The sequence below is a fragment of the Streptococcus sp. 2020WUSS084 genome, assembly GCF_044427445.1.
Lineage (GTDB): Bacteria > Bacillota > Bacilli > Lactobacillales > Streptococcaceae > Streptococcus > Streptococcus suis.
In genome coordinates, this window is record NZ_JAOTGC010000008.1 from 52,079 (window position 1) to 75,107 (window position 23,029).

Annotated in this window: 17 protein-coding genes; 12 read left to right on the forward strand and 5 right to left on the reverse strand. The window is 40.5% G+C overall.

All coding sequences use genetic code 11. The annotated features are described in order from the left end of the window. Nucleotides 1-27 precede the first annotated feature (27 nt). Nucleotides 28-1,188, forward strand: a complete 1,161-nt coding sequence (gene mutY / locus ODU50_RS06120; protein ID WP_161947079.1) for an A/G-specific adenine glycosylase — start codon at nucleotides 28-30, stop codon at nucleotides 1,186-1,188. Nucleotides 1,189-1,851: 663 nt separating this feature from the next. Here the strand turns inward: mutY and ODU50_RS06125 are convergent. Further along, nucleotides 1,852-2,652 carry an XRE family transcriptional regulator gene (locus tag ODU50_RS06125; RefSeq protein WP_105121014.1) on the reverse strand — a complete coding sequence of 267 codons (801 nt, stop codon included), beginning with the start codon at nucleotides 2,650-2,652 and terminating at the stop codon, nucleotides 1,852-1,854. 130 nt (nucleotides 2,653-2,782) lie between these two features. Between ODU50_RS06125 and ODU50_RS06130 the strand changes: the two genes are divergently transcribed. Then, nucleotides 2,783-3,253: a hypothetical protein gene (locus ODU50_RS06130; RefSeq protein WP_105153599.1), complete on the forward strand. Its 471-nt coding sequence runs from the start codon at nucleotides 2,783-2,785 to the stop codon at nucleotides 3,251-3,253. 19 nt (nucleotides 3,254-3,272) lie between these two features. Further along, nucleotides 3,273-3,815, forward strand: a complete 543-nt coding sequence (locus ODU50_RS06135) for a hypothetical protein (RefSeq protein ID WP_105153598.1) — start codon at nucleotides 3,273-3,275, stop codon at nucleotides 3,813-3,815. Between the two features lie 174 nt (nucleotides 3,816-3,989). Here ODU50_RS06135 and ODU50_RS06140 read toward each other — a convergent pair whose 3' ends face one another. Then, nucleotides 3,990-4,226, reverse strand: coding sequence for a hypothetical protein (locus ODU50_RS06140; protein ID WP_162564171.1), 237 nt, complete (start codon nucleotides 4,224-4,226; stop codon nucleotides 3,990-3,992). A 262-nt stretch (nucleotides 4,227-4,488) separates the two neighbouring features. On the opposite strand from ODU50_RS06140, the gene ODU50_RS06145 reads away from it, so the two are divergent. Further along, complete coding sequence (locus ODU50_RS06145; protein ID WP_105153596.1) at nucleotides 4,489-5,769, forward strand: O-acetylhomoserine aminocarboxypropyltransferase/cysteine synthase family protein; 1,281 nt, start codon at nucleotides 4,489-4,491, stop codon at nucleotides 5,767-5,769. 68 nt (nucleotides 5,770-5,837) lie between these two features. Here the strand turns inward: ODU50_RS06145 and ODU50_RS06150 are convergent, their stop codons facing one another. Continuing rightward, on the reverse strand, nucleotides 5,838-7,370 hold the full coding sequence (locus tag ODU50_RS06150) for an ATP-binding cassette domain-containing protein (protein ID WP_105153595.1): 1,533 nt from the start codon (nucleotides 7,368-7,370) through the stop codon (nucleotides 5,838-5,840). Between the two features lie 299 nt (nucleotides 7,371-7,669). Here ODU50_RS06150 and ODU50_RS06155 point away from each other — a divergent pair, with 299 nt between their 5' ends. Beyond that, on the forward strand, nucleotides 7,670-8,161 hold the full coding sequence (locus ODU50_RS06155) for a GNAT family N-acetyltransferase (protein ID WP_105153594.1): 492 nt from the start codon (nucleotides 7,670-7,672) through the stop codon (nucleotides 8,159-8,161). A gap of 60 nt (nucleotides 8,162-8,221) precedes the next feature. On the opposite strand, the gene ODU50_RS06160 is transcribed toward ODU50_RS06155, so the two are convergent. Both ODU50_RS06160 and ODU50_RS06165 read right to left on the reverse strand, forming a co-directional pair. Beyond that, on the reverse strand, nucleotides 8,222-8,962 hold the full coding sequence (locus ODU50_RS06160; RefSeq protein WP_398581359.1) for an amino acid ABC transporter ATP-binding protein: 741 nt from the start codon (nucleotides 8,960-8,962) through the stop codon (nucleotides 8,222-8,224). After that, nucleotides 8,962-11,160, reverse strand: coding sequence for an ABC transporter substrate-binding protein/permease (locus ODU50_RS06165; protein WP_105153593.1), 2,199 nt, complete (start codon nucleotides 11,158-11,160; stop codon nucleotides 8,962-8,964). Before ODU50_RS06165 ends, ODU50_RS06160 begins: the two co-directional genes overlap by 1 nt. Nucleotides 11,161-11,360: 200 nt before the next feature. Here ODU50_RS06165 and ODU50_RS06170 point away from each other — a divergent pair, with 200 nt between their 5' ends. From ODU50_RS06170 to ODU50_RS06200, 7 genes are all read left to right on the forward strand, one after another. Then, on the forward strand, nucleotides 11,361-12,020 hold the full coding sequence (locus tag ODU50_RS06170; RefSeq protein WP_105153592.1) for a hypothetical protein: 660 nt from the start codon (nucleotides 11,361-11,363) through the stop codon (nucleotides 12,018-12,020). Next, the gene (gene uvrB / locus ODU50_RS06175; protein ID WP_398581360.1) at nucleotides 12,017-14,002 is read left to right on the forward strand and encodes an excinuclease ABC subunit UvrB; all 1,986 of its coding nucleotides are present in this window, start codon (nucleotides 12,017-12,019) and stop codon (nucleotides 14,000-14,002) included. Before ODU50_RS06170 ends, uvrB begins: the two co-directional genes overlap by 4 nt. A 185-nt stretch (nucleotides 14,003-14,187) precedes the next feature. Next, a complete protein-coding gene (locus ODU50_RS06180) occupies nucleotides 14,188-19,968 on the forward strand; it encodes a ZmpA/ZmpB/ZmpC family metallo-endopeptidase (protein ID WP_398581361.1) in 5,781 nt (1,926 codons plus the stop codon). A gap of 77 nt (nucleotides 19,969-20,045) precedes the next feature. Then, nucleotides 20,046-20,549, forward strand: a complete 504-nt coding sequence (locus ODU50_RS06185) for a GNAT family N-acetyltransferase (protein ID WP_161947078.1) — start codon at nucleotides 20,046-20,048, stop codon at nucleotides 20,547-20,549. Continuing rightward, entirely contained in the window at nucleotides 20,542-21,009 is a 468-nt protein-coding gene (locus ODU50_RS06190) for an 8-oxo-dGTP diphosphatase (RefSeq protein ID WP_105153589.1), read from the forward strand. The genes ODU50_RS06185 and ODU50_RS06190 overlap by 8 nt, the downstream gene beginning before the upstream one ends. A 200-nt stretch (nucleotides 21,010-21,209) precedes the next feature. Continuing rightward, on the forward strand, nucleotides 21,210-22,019 hold the full coding sequence (locus ODU50_RS06195; protein WP_105153604.1) for a transporter substrate-binding domain-containing protein: 810 nt from the start codon (nucleotides 21,210-21,212) through the stop codon (nucleotides 22,017-22,019). A 171-nt stretch (nucleotides 22,020-22,190) separates the two neighbouring features. After that, nucleotides 22,191-22,991 carry a transporter substrate-binding domain-containing protein gene (locus ODU50_RS06200; RefSeq protein WP_105153588.1) on the forward strand — a complete coding sequence of 267 codons (801 nt, stop codon included), beginning with the start codon at nucleotides 22,191-22,193 and terminating at the stop codon, nucleotides 22,989-22,991. Nucleotides 22,992-23,029: the final 38 nt, after the last annotated feature.

Consider the following 23,029-nt stretch of genomic DNA (forward strand, 5'->3'; position numbering starts at 1 on the left):
TCCCTTTCTTTGTGTTATACTAGATGTATGTTAGATTTGAAAGAATATGGAATCGAAATGTGGCCGGAGGAAAAGATTCAAGCTTTTCGCAAGGCACTCTTAGATTGGTATGATGCTAATAAACGTGACTTGCCTTGGAGAAGGACAAGGGACCCATATGCTATATGGGTTTCTGAAATCATGCTTCAACAGACAAGAGTAGACACGGTCATTCCTTATTATGAACGTTTTCTCCATCACTTGCCTACGATTAGTGATTTAGCACAAGCACCAGAGGAGGTCATTCTCAAACTCTGGGAGGGATTGGGCTATTATTCGCGCGTGCGGAATATGCAAGAGGCAGCACAGCAAATGGTAGAAGATTTTGATGGGCAATTTCCGACCACGCATGCAGCCATTTCAAGCCTAAAGGGCATTGGTCCCTATACTGCTGGAGCAATTTCCAGTATTGCTTTTGACTTGCCAGAACCAGCGGTAGATGGTAATGTGATGCGGGTTCTCAGCCGCTTGTTTGAGGTTGATTATGATATTGGTTTGCCTGCCAATCGTAAGATTTTCCAAGCGATGATGGAGCTATTGATTGATCCAGAGCGACCGGGCGATTTCAACCAAGCCCTGATGGATCTGGGGTCGGATATTGAATCGCCAGTTAATCCACGTCCCCAGGACAGCCCAGTCAAAGCCTTTAGCGCAGCCTACTTAAACGGTACAATGGATAAGTATCCAATCAAAGCACCAAAGAAAAAGCCGATTCCCGTGGCCTACCAGGGATTTCTCATCAGAAATAAAGACAATCAATTTTTATTGGAAAAAAATAATGAAGCAGGTCTTCTATCAGGTTTCTGGTCTTTTCCGCTTTTGGAAAAAGGAGCAATCGTTGACAAACAAGTCTCTCTCTTTGAAGTTGCAGAAGAAGTTGTTCAGCCAGATATTCGGCAGAGCTTTACGGAACTTTATGGTCTGACTGTTAATTGGCAAGAGCAAGAATTTGGCATCGTCCAGCACATTTTTAGTCACCGCAAATGGCAGATAGAAATGGTAGAAGGTGTGGCAGAAACACTTAACCTTCCAGAATCAAAAGAATTGAAATGGGTTTCTGTAGAAGATTTTCCTACCTACCCATTTGCTAAGCCGCAACAAAAAATGTGGGAAAACTTTATCAAGGAAAAAGAAAAGCAAAAAAATTAACTTTGGAGCACATAATTATTTGAAAGCGTTTTATAATAGTGGTATAATCTAATTGAAAAAAGGAAATAGTTAGTTAAGATGTTGAACGCCATCTGAATTGCTGAAAGGAGTTCTTTAGCGTTCGTAGAAGTGTATATACTATTAGTCATCTTTCTCTAATAAAAAGAGAGGGATGCTAGTAGGGGGAAAAGTCCGTTATCCCTGTTTTATATCTATTTGTGATATCCATTGTCAAATGCATAGCATTAACTCATTATTTAGCCTTGCTACCCGGTTCAATCAGAAGTAGGCTAAGATTATTCGTGTCGTAACTACTATGTGTTCAAGATGTTGTAACTTTTGAACATAACCTTAGAAAATCACAAAAACCTCTAGCGATTTTCATCATAATAAGCAATCTCCACACTTTAGACAAATAGTAAGAGGACAATCAGAGACATAAGGGTAGCAGAATAATTATTTAATCATTAACTTGTTGTCAAATAACTATCTGGTAATGGACTTTTCCAATTTGACATATAAAAGGGAGGCTGTCATAGCCCCCCTTTACTGTGCTTTTCAGTTTGTTTTCAGTAGGAAAAAACGCCAGCTATACAAACAGACTTTCCAAAACTAGATGGAGGAATGTAGCCAATATAACTAGTGATTAACTAGGCTTAGAAATCAATCTGGACTATAAATATCTACAACTTGACCAATAGGTCGAATATCGTCTTCTGGGCTAAAATAGATGTCATCATAGTCAGAATTGAGTGATTGCAAATAGTCACCTTTGAACTTTTTAACAAAATTTTCGCCATTGACTGAAAAAATTCCAATCGTATTTAGAGGAATATGAGGAGTTAGGCGAATGAAGAGATAGTCTCCATCCTTGATATGCGGAGCCATAGAATCTCCCACAACCTGAGCGATTGTATCATAAGATTGGTTATTCGGAATCTCATCGTTATAGAATGATACAAGATTGTTCATATCTACATCCTGCCAGTAACCTGTACCGGCAGAAACCTTACCAGGAACAGGTAATTCGATTCGCTCCCGGTAGTCATCCAAGTGAAGAATAGAAGCAGAAGGAGTAACTGAGGCAGTTTGCATAGCTGCTAACTGTTCTTGACCAAAAGTTAACCATCGTGCATGGAAATCACCCTTTAATTCATTGTCCAAGGTTTGAATCTCTGGATGAATAGGCTGTTGAAAGAGTTTAAATTGGGAAGGAGTAATCGTTAAAGCTATATCCTGATTGGAATCTAGTTGCTCGATTAGCTCACCAACCGATATAGCCATGCCCTTAGCGACTTTTTCTAGCGTCTCCATCGTTGGCAGGAGAGCTTTTTTGGTTTTGGGATGCTGGTTCTTTTCCAACATAGAAATATAGCCTTTTGTTAAACCAGATAATTCAGCGAATTTATCCATTGATAATTTATTCTTGCTTCGGTATTCTTTTAAAATATCACCTAAAATCATGGTTGTCTCCTTATCTGTTTAACCAATTATACCATTAAAAAATATTTTTTGCAAATTTTGTTTAACATGTTTGACAAAAAATCAAAACGGTGTTATGATAATCTCACAAAAAGAAAAATAGGAGTCGCAAATGAAAAGGATGACAGAGATTTCTTGGAATGATATTTATAAAGAGTGGGAAACCTATGCTAATCATTTTGGTTTGACGACTCCGATAAATGCTGAAAAATTGCGAGATCAGAAATCGAAGGATTTCGGAAAAGGAAGTCTGATTACGCTGGACTTATTAGCCGATTACAATACTGATTCTGAGAAGACCGCAGCTATTTGGGTAGCTTCATTTTGTAGAGATTTAATACAAGATTACGCATATTTACTAAATGGTAGAGCCTATCTTACAGTCAATCAGATTTATTTTCAGGCACTCAAACAATTCCAGTCAGAAGCAGTAATATGGTCAAAACCTCTCACACGATTGCAACCGAAGTTATTTGTATCTTATCGTTTGTTGGAAAATCTTGATTTGAGCCATTATTCTTGTGTAGTTGAGTTAGCAATGTTGCAGGCAAGTATGGTTCGGATGCAGATATTAGAAAAGTAATTATAATAGGAGAATGAAAATGTTTAATTTGTTGTATAAGAATGCTGAAGTATCGAAAGTTGCAGAGTATTGGAATGATACTTTGATAGAAAGAGGAATTTTGAGCGCTGATGAATTGCTTGAAGGAAAATGTTGGAGATGTAAAAGTTTTCATGGTGTAGCTGTGTGTCAGATTGTATCAAGCAAATGGAGCAAGGATACGAGCCTGGCTAATGAGATGGTCCTCTGTCTATCCTGTCAGCATGAAAAACCTAATGTAGCTGATACAGAAATTGTGTGGCAATGGTTAGAAGTTGAGAATAATGAACGTTACTGGACTCTACAAGGTATGGCAGAATATGAGAAAATGTATAAAAAATCAGTACTTCAAGAGTTATGGGATATGGGAATTAGAGATGGTGAAGAAGTCGAGACGCTTGTAAATAAAGTAACTAGCCTTTCTCGTAAGAATGATATTGTTTTAAATAGAGCAACCTTAGCAGGATTATTTCGCTGTGAAATTGAACAAATGCGTCGAAAGGCATTTCTAAATTGGACAGGAATTTTTAAGCTAGTCAGTTAACCGATACAGTTGTAGGAAAACATCTCATGCTGATTGGAGTAACAGATAAATAAAAAAGCGCATCAGCTTAGAATCTTAAAGGAAGAAGTCTAATGATGCGTTTATGGGATTATATTTCAGCTAATAAAAATTGGAGAGAATACTTTTGCATTATAGTTATTTAAATTAGGGAGGTTATTCGATGTTAGAAATAAAACGATTCTCCTTTCTAGAAAATCGGTAACTGCAATGTTGACAACGATAATAAGTCCGATCAGCTTCATAGAGCATTGCAAACATAGCTCCCTCTATGCCATTGATTGCATGACCAATCATACCGGCTTTACGAGAATATCTTTTTTGTGTTGGAACGTAAGTTTGCAGTTTTATTGACTTACATTTTGGACATTTGAGCGCTTGTTTAGTGTCCATATTATTAGGATGGCATCTGCGATAGATGCTGTAAGAGATTATTAGTACTAGGAGGGTAATCGGACCGATATATTCTATTAAGGTATTCATAATCTTATTGTAAATCTTGTCCTTATTTTATTCAAGGAAAATGAATATTATTTTTCTAGAATAACTGATCCTATGGCTATAGTTGTTAACTATATATATATCTAATATTTAAGTATTAGTCAAGATGGTAAAAATGAGGTAGAATACAGAAAAAGACCAAAGGAGTACCTTTATGACTAGAGAATTTTCATTTGAAACCCTTCAACTCCATGCTGGACAAGAAGTTGATTCTGCTTCAAAATCACGTGCTGTACCCATCTATCAAACTACTTCCTATGTTTTTGAAGACGCTCAAGAAGCAGAAGATTTATTTGCCTTGCGTAAATCAGGGAATATCTATACTCGTATCACTAATCCGACGGTCTCTACTTTTGAAAATCGTGTGGCAGCTCTAGAAGGTGGCATTGGTGCCTTGGCCACTTCTTCAGGAATGGCAGCTATCACATACACTGTTCTAGCATTAGCACATGCTGGTGATCATATTGTGGCGGCAACGACACTCTATGGTGGGACTTTTAACCTATTCAAAGAAACTCTTCCTCGCTATGGTATTACAACAAGCTTTGTAGATATTGATGACTTTGAAGCAGTAGAAGCTGCCATTCAAGATAATACAAAACTTGTATTTATTGAAACCTTGGGAAATCCTGTTATCAATATTCCTGATCTTGAAAAATTGGCAGAAATTGCACACCCCCACCACATCCCGCTTGTTTCAGATAATACCTTCGCAACTCCATATTTGATTAATGTATTTTCTCATGGTGTTGATATTGCCGTCCATTCAGCAACCAAGTTTATCGGTGGGCATGGTACGACCATTGGCGGTGTGATTGTCGATAGCGGCAAGTTTGATTGGGCGGCATCTGGTAAGTTTCCGCAATTTGTTGAAGAAGATCCAAGCTATCATAACATTAGTTATACTCGTGATATTGGTGCAGCTGCATTTATTGTAGCAGTTCGTGTACAATTACTTCGTGATACAGGTGCTGCCCTTTCTCCATTCAACGCCTTCTTGCTTTTGCAAGGGTTAGAAACCTTGTCTCTCCGTGTAGAGCGTCATGTATCTAATGCTGAAAAAATTGTTGACTTTTTACTTAGTCATCCTCAGGTAGAGTCGGTCAATTATCCATCACTTCCAGATAGTCCTTATAAGCCTTTGGCGGATAAATATCTGCCTAAGGGAGTTGGCTCTATTTTCTCTTTCCAAGTAAAAGGCGGAGCAGAAGAAGCGCGTAAGGTTATTGATAGTTTGGAAATCTTTTCCAATTTAGCAAACGTTGCCGATGCTAAATCACTAGTAGTTCATCCAGCTACAACCACGCATGCTCAGTTAGCTCCAGAAGATTTACTTGCTGCTGGGGTCACACCAAATCAAATTCGCCTATCCATCGGACTTGAAAATGTCAATGATTTGATTGAGGACTTACAGCTTGCTCTTGATAAACTATAAGCTGTAAAGCGAATATATTCGAAATACTATTAGAAAAGGAAATTTGGCGTGTGTGCCAATTTCCTTTTTTATATCTGTTCTAGTTCTTCCAGTCCATTCTCACTTAGTCGGTAGATTCTTTGACAAACTTCTTTCAAAAAACGTCTGTCGTGTGATACACATACCAAGCCACCTGGATAATCGGCAAATAGTTGACGAATATATGGCTGAGAAGTAGGAGAGAAGTTTCGACTGGGTTCATCTAATAAGAGAAAATTGGCTTGATCAAGAACCATTTTTAACAAGAGTAACTTGGCTTTTTGTCCCCCCGAAAGTTCACAGATCTTGTGATGAACTTCTTGTCGTGTAAACTGCAGACTGGCTAGATGTGTTAAGATAAGTTGTTCCTGCTCACAATTGCCATTTTCTAATAAAATATCAAGTGGAGTTTTAGACTCATCAAGGACTTCTGAATAGTGCTGGGGCATGTAGCCCAAGTTTATGTCCGCTCGTTGCCTGAGTTCTTGATAGATTAACTTTAGAAAACTGGATTTACCAATTCCATTTTGTCCAATGATGCCAATTTTCTCTTGTCCATTTAAGTTGAAATGGATATTTTGAACTAATTGTCGCCCTCTAATGTTCAATTGGAAGTTTTCTAAGTCAAGCACTTGTTTTCTAGCTGGTAGTGGAGAAATGTCTGAGAAGAAGAGGGAAATGGCATCTTCATGAAAAGGAACTTGTGTGAGATTTTCCTTCATTCTTTCATAGCGTTTTTCACGTGATAAGACATTCTTCATTTTCTTGGCTATGAGCCGTCCTAGTGTGGCATCGTGGGTGTTGAGCAAGGTATGACGAACCTGTGATTTTTGACGTAGGTGCTTGTTCATAGCCTTGTCAAATTCTTTTTTGTCGTTCCGAGCTTGTTGGACTTGCTTCTGATAGGCTTGTTGGCGTCCCAATGCGTAATATTGGTAGTCAAGATCTTCAACCTTGGTCTGAGCAAGTGTTTTCTTTTTAACCGATTCTAGGTGAATGATTTTTGTAGCTGTTTTACTGAGGAAGTCTTCATCGTGAGAAACGAATAATATGGTTTTAGGACTCGTGATGATATAGTTTTCAAGCCAAAGTAAGGTATCTAAATCCAAGTCATTGGACGGCTCATCCAGAAAAATAATATCAGATGGAGTTGCTAAAGATTTGATTAACTGAATTTTTAATTTTTCGCCACCTGACAGGCTTCCAATCAATTGTTGACTGGCAAATCGCTCGCTGTCAAACTGAAGCTGGTCAGCATAGAGGTAGAGTAGGCCGTAATCAATGTCACTGTCCATGTCAGCGAAGAAGTAGTCGTTCAATGTCAGCTCTGCTATTTCCAGTGGAAGACTTTGGGGAATATAGATGGGTGAGCAAAAATTTCGTTGAATATTGCCTGATAGGAGTAGGTAATCTGTGACAAGAGTTGAATCCATTAAGGTTAGTAATAGACTGGATTTTCCATTTCCTTCTTCGCCGATGATGGCTATTTTATCGCCAGGGTTGACAATGAGGTTTAGGTCATGAACTAGATTTCGCAAATCTTTTTGATGGTCGAGGGATAGGTGGTGAGTGATTAGTAGCATAAGGCCTCCTTTACAAGAAAAAACACACTACCTATTTAGTAGTGTGTCGAAATCTGCTCAAAAAGACCCTATTCAAGGAATAGAGGGAACAGAAAAATGGACGCAAGAAAACTACTAAATAAGTATAGAACTTAAATTGAGTTTACTTGTTATTGTCCATTTCTCCTTACCTCGCATACTTTATTTGTTTTAATATAGCATATCGATAGAAGCTTGTCAATCAGCGTGCTATAATATTCATAGATTTTGATAGAGATATATGTTAAAATGAACTTATTGTAAATGAGAGGGGATCCGAAATGGCAATCACTGGAATTGAGCAAGCAGACATTTTAGAAATAGACAAACAAGTCCGTTTACGTCGGTATGATGGTCAGCATGATTTTGCTTTTGAATGGCACCAAGATCTAGAATTGGTCTGGCTGATTGATGGTGATCAAGAACGTTATAGTCTTGACTTGCTCGATCGTATGTATGATTATTTGTCTAAAAATGGCGAATGTTACTTTATTGAAATTTTTGAAGACGATCAGTTTATCCCAATTGGTGATGTGACGTTGTTTGCAGATGATTTTGCCATTGCCATTGGAGATAAGCGGTATTGGAACAAAGGAATTGGAACCAAGGTATTGCAGCGAATGGTAGAACGTGCAAGGGAGCTTAGCTTTGTGGAAATACTTGTCGAAGAAATTTACGATTGGAATCTTGGTTCACGAAAGCTGTTTGAGAAATGTGGTTTTGAAGCAGTAAAGAAGACAGAGAAAGGATGTTCTTACAAAAAGATGTTATAGGTATTAATTGTGAGATGTTAAAAAGCCTCTGACACACTTGGTCAAAGGCTTTTTGTATTTTTACACGTTCAATACCTTATCTAGGAAGTCTTGTAAACGTGGATGTTGTGGGTTGTCAAAGATTTGCTCTGGTGTACCATCTTCAAGGAACTCGCCGCCATCCGTGAAGATAACGCGGTTAGCAACCTTGCGGGCGAAGCCCATCTCGTGTGTGACGATCAACATGGTCATACCTTGCTCAGCCAAGTCTTTCATTACGTTAAGAACGTCTCCGACCATTTCAGGGTCAAGGGCGGAAGTTGGTTCGTCAAAGAGCATGATGTCTGGGTTCATAGCGAGGGCACGAGCGATGGCAACACGTTGCTTCTGACCACCTGAAAGGCTGTCTGGCATAGCGTCGCGTTTGTCTGCCAATCCAACTTTTTCCAATAATTCCATGCCGACCTTTTCAGCTTCAGACTTGTCCATCAATTTGTGTTCGATTGGCGCAAATGTGATATTGTCTAGGACTGACATGTGTGGGAAAAGGTTAAAGTGCTGGAATATCATTCCGACATTTGAACGGAAGGCATCAACATCTGTCTTAGGATCGGTTAAGTCATATCCATCGACTGTTACTTGACCACTTGTAATGGTTTCAAGTAAGTTCATTGTACGAAGGAAGGTCGATTTACCTGAACCAGAAGGACCGATGATACAAACAACATCGCCTTCATAGAACTTAGCAGTAATACCTTTGAGGACCTCGTTTTTTCCATAAGACTTGTGTAAGTCATGGACGTTGATTTTTAATTGAGCCATTATTTGCCTCCTTTTTCGAGTTTGCGTGCTAAGCGAGTCAAGAGTGTGATAACTACCAAGTAAATGATGGCAAGAATTGCATACATACGGAAGGATTGGTAGTTACGTGCAATAATGATTTTACCTGCTTGGAAGAGTTCTACCAAACCAATCGCAGAAATGATAGTAGTATCTTTCAGAGTAATAACAAACTGGTTGATAAAGTTAGGCAACATAATTTTACCAGCTTGAGGTAGGATAATCTTACGCATGGTTGTTCCGTAGGAAATACCCAAACTGCGAGATGCTTCCATCTGACCAGCTGGAACTGCCTGAATACCGCCACGAACAATCTCAGCAATATAGGCACCAGAGTTGAGGGATAGGGCAATCGTACCAGCGACAAAGTCATTGATTGGAGATTGTTGACCAGTAATCGACTCGATTAAGTTTGGAATACCCCAGAAGATGAATGCAGCGACAATCATGAGCGGAATACCACGAACAACATCTACAAAAACAGATGAAGTAACACGGAGTGCTTTAACTGGGCTGACTGCAAACATACCAAAGATAATACCGATGACAATTGCAATAGCAAATGATAGAAGGGCAAGTCCAATTGTGATACCAAGGCCTGAGAGCAATTGACCGTAGTTGTTTTTCAAAAGACCAACAATCGTTGTCTCATCAACAGTTGAAGTTGTTGCGCTTGCTTCTTCCGTTGAGTTGAAATACTTATTAAGGATTTCATCATACTTGCCTGATTCAACCAGGGCAGCTAAACCGTTGTTAAACATTTCAATCAATTCTGGGTTGGCACCTTTTTTAACGGCAAATCCATATTCACCTGATTTTTCGCCAGGGATTGGTGTTGCAAAGTCGCGACCTTGTTGGATGGCATATAGAAGAACGGCTTCGTCATCCATAAGAGCATCGATAGAACCAGAGTTTAAACTGTCATACATACTTGAAGCTTCGTCGAAGGCTTTTAGGGTATAACCATATTTTGCCTTGTTTTCTTCTAAGAAGCTATATGAAGCAGTACCATTTTTAGCCCCAACAGTTTTCCCTTTTAAGTCTTCGTAAGAAGCGATGTCACTACCATTTTTAACAGCTAATAGGATGTTTGAAGTATAGTAGGCGTTTGAGAAGTCAAAGATTTCCTTACGAGCATCTGTGATAGACATACCTGCAATAACTGCATCAGCTTGTCCAGCTTGAACAGCATTTAGTGCAGCGTCGAAACCAAGGTTTTGAATGGTAATAGTAAATCCTTGTTGTTCAGCGATTGCCTTGATTAATTCCATGTCAATACCGACATAGTTACCTGATTCATCTTGGTATTCAAATGGAGCAAAAGAAGAATCTGCCACAATTGTGTAGCTTGATTTGACAGGTGTTGCTTTAGCTGATGCGTTTCCTGTTAAGCTTAAACGAGATGAGTAGTCGGCACTTTCGGTAGAAGTGGTAGAAGCTCCCAACCATTTGTTCATGATTGTTTCGTAGGTACCATCCTTTTTCATCTCAGCTAAAGCTTTGTTAAAGTCTTCAACAAGATATTCATACTGGCTACCTTTTTTGACAGAGAAACCGAATGAACCGATGGCTTCGCCGTCAATATCAATGCTTAGATCTTGACCTTGTTGAATAGCGTACTGAATAACTGCTTCGTCGTCCATTACAGCATCAACAGCACCAGCAGAAAGGCTATTATACATCAAATCGCCAGTATCAAAAGTTTTTACGTTGTATCCGTACTTGTCTTTGTTTTCTTCTAGGAAGTTTTGAGCTGCGGTACCGTTTTTGACACCGACAGTCTTGCCTTTAAGGTCCTTATATGAAGAGATGGTATTTACCTTTGTGGTAGCGATAACGATTTTGGTGTCGAAGTAAGGGTCTGAGAAAGTAAATACTTTCTTACGTGCTTCGGTGATAGTTGTACCTGCCATTAGGGCGTCCGCAGATCCAGCCTGTACAGCGTTGACAGCTGCATCAAATCCTGGAAAGCTTTGATTCATGGTCCAACCTGAGCGCTTGGCTACTTCGTTGATGATGTCAACATCTAATCCTTTATAAATTTGATCTGAGTCTTTAAACTCGAATGGGGCGTAAGCATTGTCAAATACGACATCAATAGTATCGTCAGCTTTAACGCCAGTAAAAATAAAGAATACTGGCAGAATGCTTGCCAATAACATGAGTAGTTTTTTCTTCATTTCCATACTCCTTCTATTATAAAATAACTGCCCTAGTATATCATATTCTGACAATTAATGCAAAATCGAGGTTTTTGCGATGTTAGAATTTCTGACATACAAAGTCATTAAAATGTGAGAAAATTTAATATTTTAGGGCAATTGATTTTGAGTAAGTTCAAGCAGACTTGTGGTAAAATAGAATAGTGAAAGGAATGGGGATGATTGTTCGTTATAGCAGATGGAAATCTTTGTTGGCCTTGGGTCTGAGTTTATTTTTTGGCTTGCCATTGTCTTATGTAACGGTTGTTTTATTTATCAGTTTATGGGGAGAAGATGTAGCGACAGTGACCCTCGGTGGGATTGTGTTTTTACTAATCTTTGGCATTCCAACCTTGTCTTCACATCTGGTTATTATCGTTTCTATTCAGCGCCTCTTTTTTGGATTAAAAGCATTTGAACTGACAGAGAATCACTTTGTTCTCTATCGGGGAATATTTCGAAGAAAAGCTGTGTCCACTCCTATAAACGAAATTGAGTTTATAGGAATAGAAGAGCAGACGCTAGGAGCAGGCTTGAGCCGTCTTTTTGGAAATGTTTCTGAAAAAACAGTAGAATCTGTAGGGAAGACAATCGCATTTGCGACTGGGGCTAAAACGAGTGCAAGGGCCAGTTTGTCGGACACCTACACGCACTTATTGATATTATTTCATGACAGTGAGCGAGCTGTCTTTTATGCTAAACAATATGGAATTAAGATAAAGAATTTATTGAAATACACGGCGGAAACTTCGATTCTTAATATTGAACCCGGCCCAATTGAGCATTTTTCCGAAGAGAAGTTGCAAGATTTACTAGAAGAAAGAAAATTGAACAAATGATCAACCGAAATACTGAAAACCAATTTAAACTTGTGTCAAAATATGCACCGTCTGGTGACCAGCCCCAAGCCATTGAAACCTTGGTTGATAACATCGAGGGGGGCGAAAAAGCCCAGATTCTCATGGGGGCGACCGGTACTGGTAAGACCTACACCATGAGTCAGGTCATTGCCCGTGTCAATAAGCCTATCTTGGTCATCGCCCACAACAAGACTCTAGCTGGTCAGCTCTACAGTGAGTTCAAGGAGTTCTTCCCAGAAAATGCGGTCGAATACTTCGTGTCTTACTATGATTACTACCAGCCAGAAGCCTATGTACCGTCTAGCGATACCTATATCGAAAAGGACAGTTCGGTCAATGATGAGATTGACAAACTCCGTCACTCAGCGACCTCAGCTCTTCTCGAACGGAATGATGTCATCGTCGTGGCCTCCGTTTCCTGTATCTACGGTTTGGGATCGCCCAAGGAATATTCAGATAGCGTAGTCAGCCTGCGCCCAGGTCAGGAGATTTCCCGCGACCAGTTGCTTAATTCTCTGGTCGATATTCAGTTTGAGCGGAACGACATCGACTTCCAACGGGGGCGTTTCCGTGTACGTGGAGATGTGGTGGAGATTTTCCCAGCTTCTCGTGATGAGCATGCCTTTCGTGTGGAGTTTTTCGGGGATGAAATCGACCGCATTCGTGAGATTGAGAGCCTGACAGGTAAGGTTTTGGGCGATGTGGACCACTTGGCGATTTTCCCTGCCACCCACTTCGTGACCAACGACGACCACATGGAAACGGCCATTGCCAAGATTCAGGCGGAACTGGAAGAGCAGCTCAAGGTCTTTGAGGCAGAAGGAAAACTCTTAGAAGCTCAGCGATTGAAACAACGGACCGACTACGACATTGAGATGCTTCGGGAAATGGGCTACACCAACGGAGTTGAGAACTATTCGCGACACATGGATGGGCGAAGCGAGGGCGAGCCTCCGTATACCCTGCTGGACTTTTTCCCTGAAGACTATCTGATTATGATTGACGAGAGCCACATGACCATGGGGCAGATTAAGGGGATGTACAATGGTGACCGCTCACGCAAGGAGATGTTGGTTAATTATGGTTTCCGCCTCCCAAGTGCACTGGACAACCGTCCGCTGCGCAGGGAAGAATTTGAGAGTCATGTCCACCAGATTGTCTATGTATCTGCGACGCCGGGTGACTATGAGATGGAGCAGACCGATACCGTTGTTGAGCAGATTATTCGGCCGACAGGGCTTTTGGATCCAGAAGTGGAAGTCCGTCCAACCATGGGCCAAATGGATGACCTTTTAGGTGAAATCAATGCCCGTGTTGAGAAGGGTGAGCGGACCTTTATCACTACCCTGACCAAGAAAATGGCAGAGGACTTGACTGACTACCTGAAAGAAATGGGCGTTAAGGTCAAGTATATGCACTCGGATATCAAGACCTTGGAGCGTACGGAGATTATCCGTGATTTGCGCCTGGGTGTCTTTGATGTCTTGATAGGGATTAACCTCTTGCGTGAAGGGATTGACGTGCCAGAAGTTAGTCTGGTGGCTATTCTAGATGCTGACAAGGAAGGCTTCCTCCGTAATGAACGAGGGCTCATCCAGACAATTGGTCGGGCAGCTCGTAACTCTGAAGGCCATGTGATTATGTATGCGGACAAGGTCACCGAGTCCATGCGGAAGGCCATGGAGGAAACAGCCCGCCGCCGCCAAATCCAAATGGCTTATAATAAAGAACATGGCATCATTCCACAAACTATTAAAAAGGAAATCCGTGACCTGATTAGCGTGACCAAGGCTGTCACTCAGGACAAGGAAGAAGTGGTGGACTTCAATGCCCTCAACAAAGACGAACGTAAGGCTATGATCAAGAAACTGGAAGGTCAAATGCAGGAAGCTGCAGAAGTACTTGACTTTGAATTGGCAGCCCAGATTCGTGACATAGTTACTGAGTTGAAAAATATGTAGTAAGAGTTGCTAAATTCAGTGATTTAAGTAGAATGAAATTACAAGAGGCGGCAGGTAGAAATTGACCTGCCACCTTTTATAATACTTAAAATTTTTACTTGGGGACTTAGGGACAAAAAATTTGTCCTTATCCCTATAAAAGGTTATAATGGTTTCTATACTATTTAGGGAATAGGGGAGTTTTTATGAAGAATATTTTTGGTGAAAAACGACAGCGGTTCGGTTTTCGGAAACTGTCAATTGGACTTGTCTCGGCAGCTGTAGCAAGTTTGTTTTTTGCATCGTCGGTCGCAGCAGCACCGTCAGCTAGTGCTCAGTCTATCAATTATTCCTATGTGACAGAGCAAGAGTTGACAGATGCAGAAAAGGAGTTGATTATTCGTGACTTGCCTGGCTTAGCTCAGGAAACGGATGCAAATTATTACCTGATTTATCGTCCAGCTACTGGCACAGCATCTACTCCATCGACAAGCACGTCTCAAGTTTTGCCAAATACTGGCTCCGTAGAAACTGGACTATTGGTGGCAGGCGGAGTGTCTCTCCTATTATTGGCTGTTAGATTTGGTAAAAAAGGTAAGAAGGAGTTGGCGGGTGTCATCCTTTTGACAGCTACGGGAGCAAGCTTCTTGGGTCCAACTAGCTCCGCATTGACGAGTCAAATTTTGGCTCGATATAACCATGCTATTGAAATATCTGCAGGACAAGCATTGCCGACCCCAGCTGAGATTGATGGCTACGTTTATGTAGGATATTTGAAGGATAGCAAAGCTATTGAACAAACTACTTCGGAAGAGGAAAAAACAGCGGAATTCCCAGCATCAGAAGGAATCCGTACAGAAACCATTGTCAACAAGACAGAGACTATTCCATTTGAAATTCAAACCGTAGAAAATCCCCAATTATCTGCGGGGACAGAGCGAGTGGTACAAGAAGGACAGGATGGGGAGCGTACTGTAACGATTAAACAAGTCCATTCAAAAGGTCAAATTATTTCGGAAGAAGAGATTTCCTCGACGGTTACAAAAACTGCTGTTCCAAAGATTGTTGAAGTTGGTACAAAACAAGCAACCGATGATATTGTTACAGAAGTACCAGATACAGAACCAAGTTATGAAAACTCGACGAATTCTTTAACAGAAGAAACAGTTACTCATACCGAAGTCTTTGCCTTTGATGTGCAAGAAATCTATGATGTAAACTTGGCAGAAGGTAGTCGTGAAGTTGAACAGAAGGGACAAGATGGTGTTCGGACAATCGAGACTAAGAATTATTATGCCGATGGTGTACTAATCAAATCCGAACAAGTTTCAGATGTAGTGACAAAAGAACCAGTAACAGAAGTTGTAAGAGTAGGCACGAAAACAACAGATGTTATTGGATCTGAAACCGTTGTAACAACAGAAGAGCTTCCGTTTGAAACGACAGTCACAGAAACAGAAGAACTTTATGTTGGAGAAGAAAAATTCATTACTGAAGGTAAGGTTGGTTCTAAGGAAGTTACCACTACTTATCAGACAATCAACGGAGTCCGTCAACCAAACCCAACAGTGACTGAGAGAGTCCTTGAAGAGCCAACAACGAAAGAGGCTCTCAAAGGAACAAAACCAATAGAAGGTACGGAAACCGAAACTAATCAAGTTGAAATTACCTTTGAAACAGAGTATGTTGATGACCCGACACTGCTAGAAGGTAAGACCAAAGTTGTAACGGCGGGTGTAAATGGCTCTAAGACAGTTACAACAACTTACCAGACTATCAAGGGAGTTCGTCAGGAAAATCCTACTGTAACAGAAGAAATCACCAAACAACCAGTCAAGCAAGTGATTGCGCGTGGTACAAAGGTTGAAAAAGTCCCACAAGTGATTATCACAGACTTGGTTGAAAATGACGATGCCAAGTCAGCGACAATCAGCTACAAGTTGACAGACGAAACCGCTAACTTCCAACGAGCTGTTGCTCTCCTCTATGATAATACAGGTGCCTTGGTACAGGAACAGGCAATTACGGATCCAAATGGCCAGTTGACACTTGAAAATCTTGATTTCTACACAGATTACACTGTTAAGACTAAGATTTTCTACACAATGGCAGAGCAGGAACAAAGCTCGGAACAAGAAGCTATTCTTGAAAGCATGCGCAAATTTGATTTAGTCTATAAAAAGATTGAAGTCAAAGATATTGATGCGGTGACTGTATACCGTCGCAAAAATGGTAGCTACATCGGTCAAGAATTCTTGGAAGAACTGCCAACATCCACCGATGAATTGTTTATCAAGGTGACTTCAGACCGCTTCAAGGAAGTATACCTACCTGTGTCAAGCATTGAAGAAACAACCTTGAATGGCAAGGCGGTCTTCAAACTAGTTTCATCCTTTGATGAATTGGTACAGGACAAGAATGCCCAATACGTTGCCAACCGTGAATTCTACATTCCGAAGATGGCGACTGATGCAAATACCTACACATCCTTCAAAGCTTTGATTGACGCTATGAAGGCAAATCCAAAAGGCACCTTCAAACTAGGAGCGCATTTGGACGCAAGTGAAGTTCCTGTTGGAGATGTTGCATCGTATGTGACCAACTTTAGCGGTACCTTGGATGGCTTAAATGACGGCTACGCCTTTTCTATCAGCAACTTGAAAGCACCATTGTTCTTTAACCTTGGTGGTAAAGTTCAAAACTTGGACATCAAAAATGCAAGCCTGAATACAAGCTCTAAGAACCCACTTGCGACAATTGCTATCAATGCCAATGGAGCAACCATTACAAACGTAGCAGTAGAAGCATCTATCAAAGGTCCACAAAACGTATCAGGTCTGGTTCATTCTGCAACCAACTCTACTATCAAGGATGTATCCTTCAAGGGTAGTATTGAAGTAACCGGAACCGATGCAAGCCTAACTGGTGGTATCTTGGGTAACGGTACGATGGCAAGTGTCGGAAATGCCAAGGTTGATGCGACCATTACCCTCCCAGGGACGGCAAATCAAGTAGCTGGTGGTATTGTCGGTCGTACCATGCTTGTCTACGATGTACCAGGAAGTGTCTATAATTCTTATGCAACTGGTTCCATTGTGACGACTGAATCGGCAGCCATTGTCGGCGGAATTGCTGGTGCCAACCAAGTAACGGGTGCCTATGCTAGATATAGTGGTAATGTCAACAATGTCATTAGCGATATGACTGGTACGACAAGCATTATCGGACTTCCGGATAATCCAACTGGTAAAATTAAAGACGGTTTCACTACAACATCTGATAGCTTGACCAACGTCACTGTTATCACTGATGAAGAAGCGCAAGCAAAAGTGGAAGCTATGGCTATTCGAGCGACAATCAACGATTCTGTACCGCTCAACTTAAACAACTATTCAGTAGACTACTTGACCTTGGATAAGGCACAGGCTGACCATGAAATCGCCTACTACAACATGGAGAAAATCTTGCCATTCTACAACAAGGAACTTCTTGTCTATTATGGAAACAAGATTGCAACCAACGATAAGCTCAACAAGGTTCGTTTGCTGGATGTTGTTCCAATGAAGGACAATGCTGTAGTTGCTGATGTCTACGCTGAGAAGGCTAATATCAATAAGATTATGCTTCACTATGCAGACGGCACTGTGGACTACAAGACAGTTTCTTATCTAGAAGACTTCAAGAATAATCATGTGGTCGAGTACACCATTTCAGGTACGGACTTGATTTACACGCCAGAATCATTCTTGAATGACAGAAGTGCCCTTGTCAATGACTTGGTAAGCAGCTTATCTACGGTTGTCCTTGACTCGGATGCTATGAAGGCGCTTATCAATTATCCAACGACTTTGAATGCGGATACTCAGACTGGCACAGCTAAAGACTTCTACTTTGGTGAAAGCTATGACCAAGTGATGGCCAACCTAGAAAGCAACGTTCGTAAGATTTTGGTTGCTAGTCTAAATGGTCAAGGTCAGGCTTCTGAAGACTACATCAAAGAGAAAATCACCAATAACAAAGAAGCCTTTGTGCTCGGTTTGACCTACTTGAACCGTTGGTATGACATCAACTTTGGAGAGATGAATACCAAAGATTTGACCATCTTTGAACCTGACTTCTTCGGAAATGATGCGGCGTCTGCTCTTGATATGATTCTTGCAATTGGTAATGGTGGCTACGATGTTCTTCGTGCCCACAACAACGTGACCACTTTTGCATCCATCATTGGTAAACAAAATAATCAGACCAAGCTTTTCGATATGCTGGAAGATTATCGTCAGCTCTTCTTGCCAGAAATGACCAACAACGATTGGTTCAAACAAACGACTAAAGCATATGTGGTTGAAGGTAAGTCCTTGATTCCAGAAGTAGCTGCTAAGCAGGAAACGACAGATACTTACAGCAAGTACAATGTCGGGGCCTACAGCAAGATTGTGAATGACACGGTGTCTAACCCAACTTGGAAGTACAACCACATGCTCTTACCACTCTTGACCCTGCCACAAGAAAATATCTTTATCATTACCAACATGAACACCATCGCGATTGGTTCATACGAGCACTACGTGGATGATTATTCAACAGTGGAAAATCGTGATAAGGTTCGTCAGATGGTTGATTTGGCGGCAGAACGTCAGCGTGACAATGCGGACTTCTGGTATAAGATGCTGGACGAAACCAACCGTGACAAGCTCTTCAGATCTGTCCTCAATAACGAAGGTTACGTCATGTACGGTAAAGATGGCACGAAGTCTTATCGCAACTTGACAGCCGATGTTGATGCTATCCAAGATTTTTACGGTCCTATCAACAAATGGTACCGTGAGCATCCGTCTATTAAGACAGCCTTTGCGGATGGAAGTGAGACCTACTATATCACTTACGATATGCTGTCAGATTATGGCACAGCCCTTTATACCCACGAAATGGTCCACAACCAAGATGGCGATATTTATCTGAAAGGCTATGGCCGCCGAATCGGTCAAGGTATGGAAGTTTACGCTCAGGGTCTTCTGCAAAACGTCTTCAATGTCACTGAGATGAACCTTGGATTCAACGCTGTCTATAATAGCGATGCTGCCAACCGTGTTCATGTCGGAGATCCAGTTGCACGTTTCAACAGCGAAGCTGATTTCAATGAGTATTACCATAACCAGTTTGATGTGCTGTACTTGTTGGATTACCTAGAAGGGACAAATATTTTGGCTCAATCGGATGCAGCGAAGAAAGCTTGGTTGCGTAAGATTGAAAACTACTATGTCCAAAATAATGGAGTTGATACCCATGCTGGAAACTCTGCGCGTGCATTGACAGATGACGAAGTTGCAAGCTTGAAGTCCTTCAATGATTTGATTGATCAGAGTATTATCGTTCAGCGCCAATATGTAAACAATACAGGAAATACAAGCAAGAAGTGGGATCGAAACAGTTATGTCAGCGTGCCAATGTTTGCGGCTAACTTCTCTGCCCTTTCAAACTCAAACGGTTCACCAGGCGACATCATGTTCCGCCGTATGGCCTTTGAATTGATTGCTGCCAAAGGCTACACAGATGGTTTTGTGCCGTATGCTTCTGGCCAGTTGTCTGACCTAGCCATGGAAAAAGGCTCAATCATCTATGATACTTGGAACAAGAAGAACACTGGTTTGATTACGGATGACCATGTCTTAGAATATGTCTTCCAAGGTCAATATACCTCATGGGCTGACTTCAAGAAAGCAATGTTTGCTGAACGCTTGGCAAAAGTAGCAGCTGGCCAGCTCAAACCATTCACCATGCAATACGAATTAGGTGTTGCTGATTCAACCAAGGAAGTAACCATCACAAACTTTGAACAGTTGCAAACCTTGATGAAAGAAGCTATGGAGGCAGACATCCAAGCGAACAGCCTCAACTTGAACAACAGTCGTATTCATGCACTCAAAGTGAAAGTTTATCAAGCTTTGATGAACTCTACAAATGATTTCAGAACATCGATTTTTAATTAAATAATCATTAACAAGTTGGTCTTGTGCCAACTTGTTTTTTAATGTATACTAGAGAAAAAAATTTGGAGGTACATTAGATGATGATTAAACCACTGGAAACGAAAAGTGAAATGCTAGGCAAGGCCTATGTTCATTGGAAATCGTGGCAGGAGGCCTATGCTGACTTGTTACCTCAGGAATTTTTAAAGAATACTTACACCTTAGAACGCTGTCAAGACTGGGCGGTTCGGTATCCTCAGAATATCTTGATAGCTGTGATGGATGATAAGGTGGTTGGCTTTGCCTGTTACGGCTCGTCTAGTCAGGAGGATTTGCAAGGGGCAGGGGAGCTCTACGCCCTCTATGTCTTGGCGGACTATTATGGTCAGAAGATAGGCTACCAGCTCATGCAGGCAGCTTTGGAAAAATTGCAGAGCTACGAAACCGCTACTCTCTGGGTATTGGAGGGGAATGCGCGTGCCATTACCTTCTATGAAAAAGTGGGCTTCCGATTTGATGGTGTCAAAAAAACGGTCAATTTAGGCGCAGAACGTACAGAATATAGAATGATTTTTAAACAGAAAGAGAGAAAAAATGGCTAGAAAAGAAATGGTCACTTTGACTAACATGTGTCTAATCGAAGATAAGGAAGGGAAGGTCGTTGTACAGATTCGAGATCCCAAGCGTTATCGTTGGTCTGGTGTTGCCTTTCCAGGTGGACATATTGAAGAAGGCGAGAATTTCCATGATTCGGTTGTTAGAGAAGTGCAAGAAGAAACGGGTTTAACAGTCACTGATGCTCGCTTGGTTGGTCTTAAACATTGGCCGGATAAGGAAGGGCATCGTTACATTGTATTTCTCTATAAGGCAACAGAGTTTACAGGAACTATCCGATCAACTGAAGAAGGCGAGGTGCGTTGGGTTGAGAAGTCGGAACTGCCTCAGATGGATTTGGCCTATGACTTACTAGAAATCCTGAAAGTCATGGATGAGCCAGATTTGTCCGAGTTCTTTTATACTAGAAAAAATGAAGATGGAGAGTGGGATAAGAATTTTAGGTAGAAGCTAGAAATAGCTTCTTTTTTACGTCATTTGAATAAAAATACAATAAATAAGTTGACAAATGTATAAAAATGACATAAAATGTTTTTATCTTTCAAAAAAGGAGAAAAAATATGCATTTTACTACAATGAAAGTCCGATGTTTTATATAAAAAAACGGTATAAGTATGCACAGGATTATTTTAAAGGAGAATATGATGATGCAAAAATATATTGGGACAAGCTTGGTTTTACTGGCAACGATGACCCTAAGCGCTTGTAGTGGAAATGCTACTCAAGAAGATACTTCTTTGAAGGATGTTCAGGAAAAGGGAAAACTAATTGTTGCATTAAATCCAGAATTTCCACCATTTGAGTTTAGAACACTGGTTGATGGCAAAGATACAATCGTTGGAGCTGACATTGAGCTTGCAAAAGCCATTGGGCAAGAATTGGGTGTAGAAGTCGAATTTTCAGCGATGAGTTTTGATAATGTTTTGAACAATGTCCAGTCAGGGCAATCGGATATTGCCATTTCAGGAATTTCAGCCACTGAAGAGCGTGCAAAAGTGTATGATTTTTCCATTCCTTACTACACCTCAACCAATAAAGTTATTATAAATAAAGAGGATCTTGCACAATATACATCGCTTGATTCTCTAGCTGAGGCAAATATAGGAGCACAAAAAGGTTCTATTCAAGAACAAATTATTAAAGAACAGCTTCCGTCCTCCACGGTTATTGCTCTAGCTTCGAACGGAGAGCTGATTAATCAATTAAAATCACAGAAGGTAGAAGCAGTTATTTTTGAAGAGCCGATTGCGAAAGCCTATGTTGCCAAAAATGATGACTTGGTTATTTTAGATACTGAGATAAAAAGTAGCTATTCAGATGCCTATGCTATTGCCTTGCCAAAAGGAAGTACAGCTTTAAAGGAAAAAGTTGACTCTGTCATTACAAAACTAGTGGAATCTGGACAGATGGATCAATTTGTTCAAGAAGCCTATGAATTATCCATTGCTAATAATTAAATTTTATACAATTAAAGTGAATAAAAATAATATTTTCTTGACAAATGTATAAAAATGAATTAAAATGAGAATACATTCTGAAAAACTGCAAGAAAATACAATGAAAATCAATAAGCTTCTGTTTTTTAGAATAAGTATTTTATTAAAATAAAGAGAAGGTATTTAAGAAATATGAAAAAAATCTTGGCATTAGCAGCAACAGTTTTAGCTGGACTGACATTGGCAGCTTGTTCTTCGACGTCATCACAATCCGCATTAGATAAAATTAAAGAAAAAGGAACATTAGTAGTGGCAACTAGTCCAGACTATGCTCCATTCGAGTTTCAGGCACTAGTTGATGGAAAGAATGAAGTTGTTGGTGCAGATATTATGTTGGCTCAAAAAATAGCCGACGAACTTGGGGTCAAGCTTGAAGTTTCAGCAATGAGTTTTGACAATGTATTGTCTAGCGTTCAAAATGGCAAAGCTGATATTGCAATTGCCGGTCTATCTTATTCGGAAGAGCGTGCAAAAGTTTTTGATTTCTCTGAAAGTTACTATCAAATTTCTGATGTATTACTTATCAAAAAAGATAGCGCCAATTCACTCACTTCAATTGATGCTATGAGCGGGAAAACTCTTGCGGTACAAAAGGGTTCAACACAGGAAGCCTACGCACAAGAAAACATTAGTCAAGCTAACCTAATTTCTTTAACCTTGATGGGTGAAGCTGTAAATGAGCTCAAATCAGGAAAAATTGATGCTATTTTAATGGATTCTCCAGTTGCTGCTGGTTATGTTTCACAGAATTCAGATTTAGCCGTTGCATCCGTTGAATTTCCAACGATTGATGAGAATTCGAAAGTCATTGCTTTGCCAAAAGGTAGTACAGAACTAAAAACTGCGATAGACAAGGTTATCGCAGAAGTAAAAGCAAGTGGTGAGTTTGATACTTTCCTTGAGAAAGCTGCAACATATACAAGTGTTGAATAAGAGAAATGAACAATCATCGGAAACGGTGGTTGTTTTTG

Excerpts from the sequence above, each read along its gene's own strand:
- mutY (WP_161947079.1), top strand. The coding sequence starts at position 28 with ATGTTAGATTTGAAAGAATATGGAATCGAAATGTGGCCGGAGGAAAAG.
- ODU50_RS06125 (WP_105121014.1), bottom strand. The coding sequence starts at position 2,652 with ATGATTTTAGGTGATATTTTAAAAGAATACCGAAGCAAGAATAAATTA.
- ODU50_RS06130 (WP_105153599.1), top strand. The coding sequence starts at position 2,783 with ATGAAAAGGATGACAGAGATTTCTTGGAATGATATTTATAAAGAGTGG.
- ODU50_RS06135 (WP_105153598.1), top strand. The coding sequence starts at position 3,273 with ATGTTTAATTTGTTGTATAAGAATGCTGAAGTATCGAAAGTTGCAGAG.
- ODU50_RS06140 (WP_162564171.1), bottom strand. The coding sequence starts at position 4,226 with ATGGACACTAAACAAGCGCTCAAATGTCCAAAATGTAAGTCAATAAAA.
- ODU50_RS06145 (WP_105153596.1), top strand. The coding sequence starts at position 4,489 with ATGACTAGAGAATTTTCATTTGAAACCCTTCAACTCCATGCTGGACAA.
- ODU50_RS06150 (WP_105153595.1), bottom strand. The coding sequence starts at position 7,370 with ATGCTACTAATCACTCACCACCTATCCCTCGACCATCAAAAAGATTTG.
- ODU50_RS06155 (WP_105153594.1), top strand. The coding sequence starts at position 7,670 with ATGGCAATCACTGGAATTGAGCAAGCAGACATTTTAGAAATAGACAAA.
- ODU50_RS06160 (WP_398581359.1), bottom strand. The coding sequence starts at position 8,962 with ATGGCTCAATTAAAAATCAACGTCCATGACTTACACAAGTCTTATGGA.
- ODU50_RS06165 (WP_105153593.1), bottom strand. The coding sequence starts at position 11,160 with ATGAAGAAAAAACTACTCATGTTATTGGCAAGCATTCTGCCAGTATTC.
- ODU50_RS06170 (WP_105153592.1), top strand. The coding sequence starts at position 11,361 with ATGATTGTTCGTTATAGCAGATGGAAATCTTTGTTGGCCTTGGGTCTG.
- uvrB (WP_398581360.1), top strand. The coding sequence starts at position 12,017 with ATGATCAACCGAAATACTGAAAACCAATTTAAACTTGTGTCAAAATAT.
- ODU50_RS06180 (WP_398581361.1), top strand. The coding sequence starts at position 14,188 with ATGAAGAATATTTTTGGTGAAAAACGACAGCGGTTCGGTTTTCGGAAA.
- ODU50_RS06185 (WP_161947078.1), top strand. The coding sequence starts at position 20,046 with ATGATGATTAAACCACTGGAAACGAAAAGTGAAATGCTAGGCAAGGCC.
- ODU50_RS06190 (WP_105153589.1), top strand. The coding sequence starts at position 20,542 with ATGGCTAGAAAAGAAATGGTCACTTTGACTAACATGTGTCTAATCGAA.
- ODU50_RS06195 (WP_105153604.1), top strand. The coding sequence starts at position 21,210 with ATGCAAAAATATATTGGGACAAGCTTGGTTTTACTGGCAACGATGACC.
- ODU50_RS06200 (WP_105153588.1), top strand. The coding sequence starts at position 22,191 with ATGAAAAAAATCTTGGCATTAGCAGCAACAGTTTTAGCTGGACTGACA.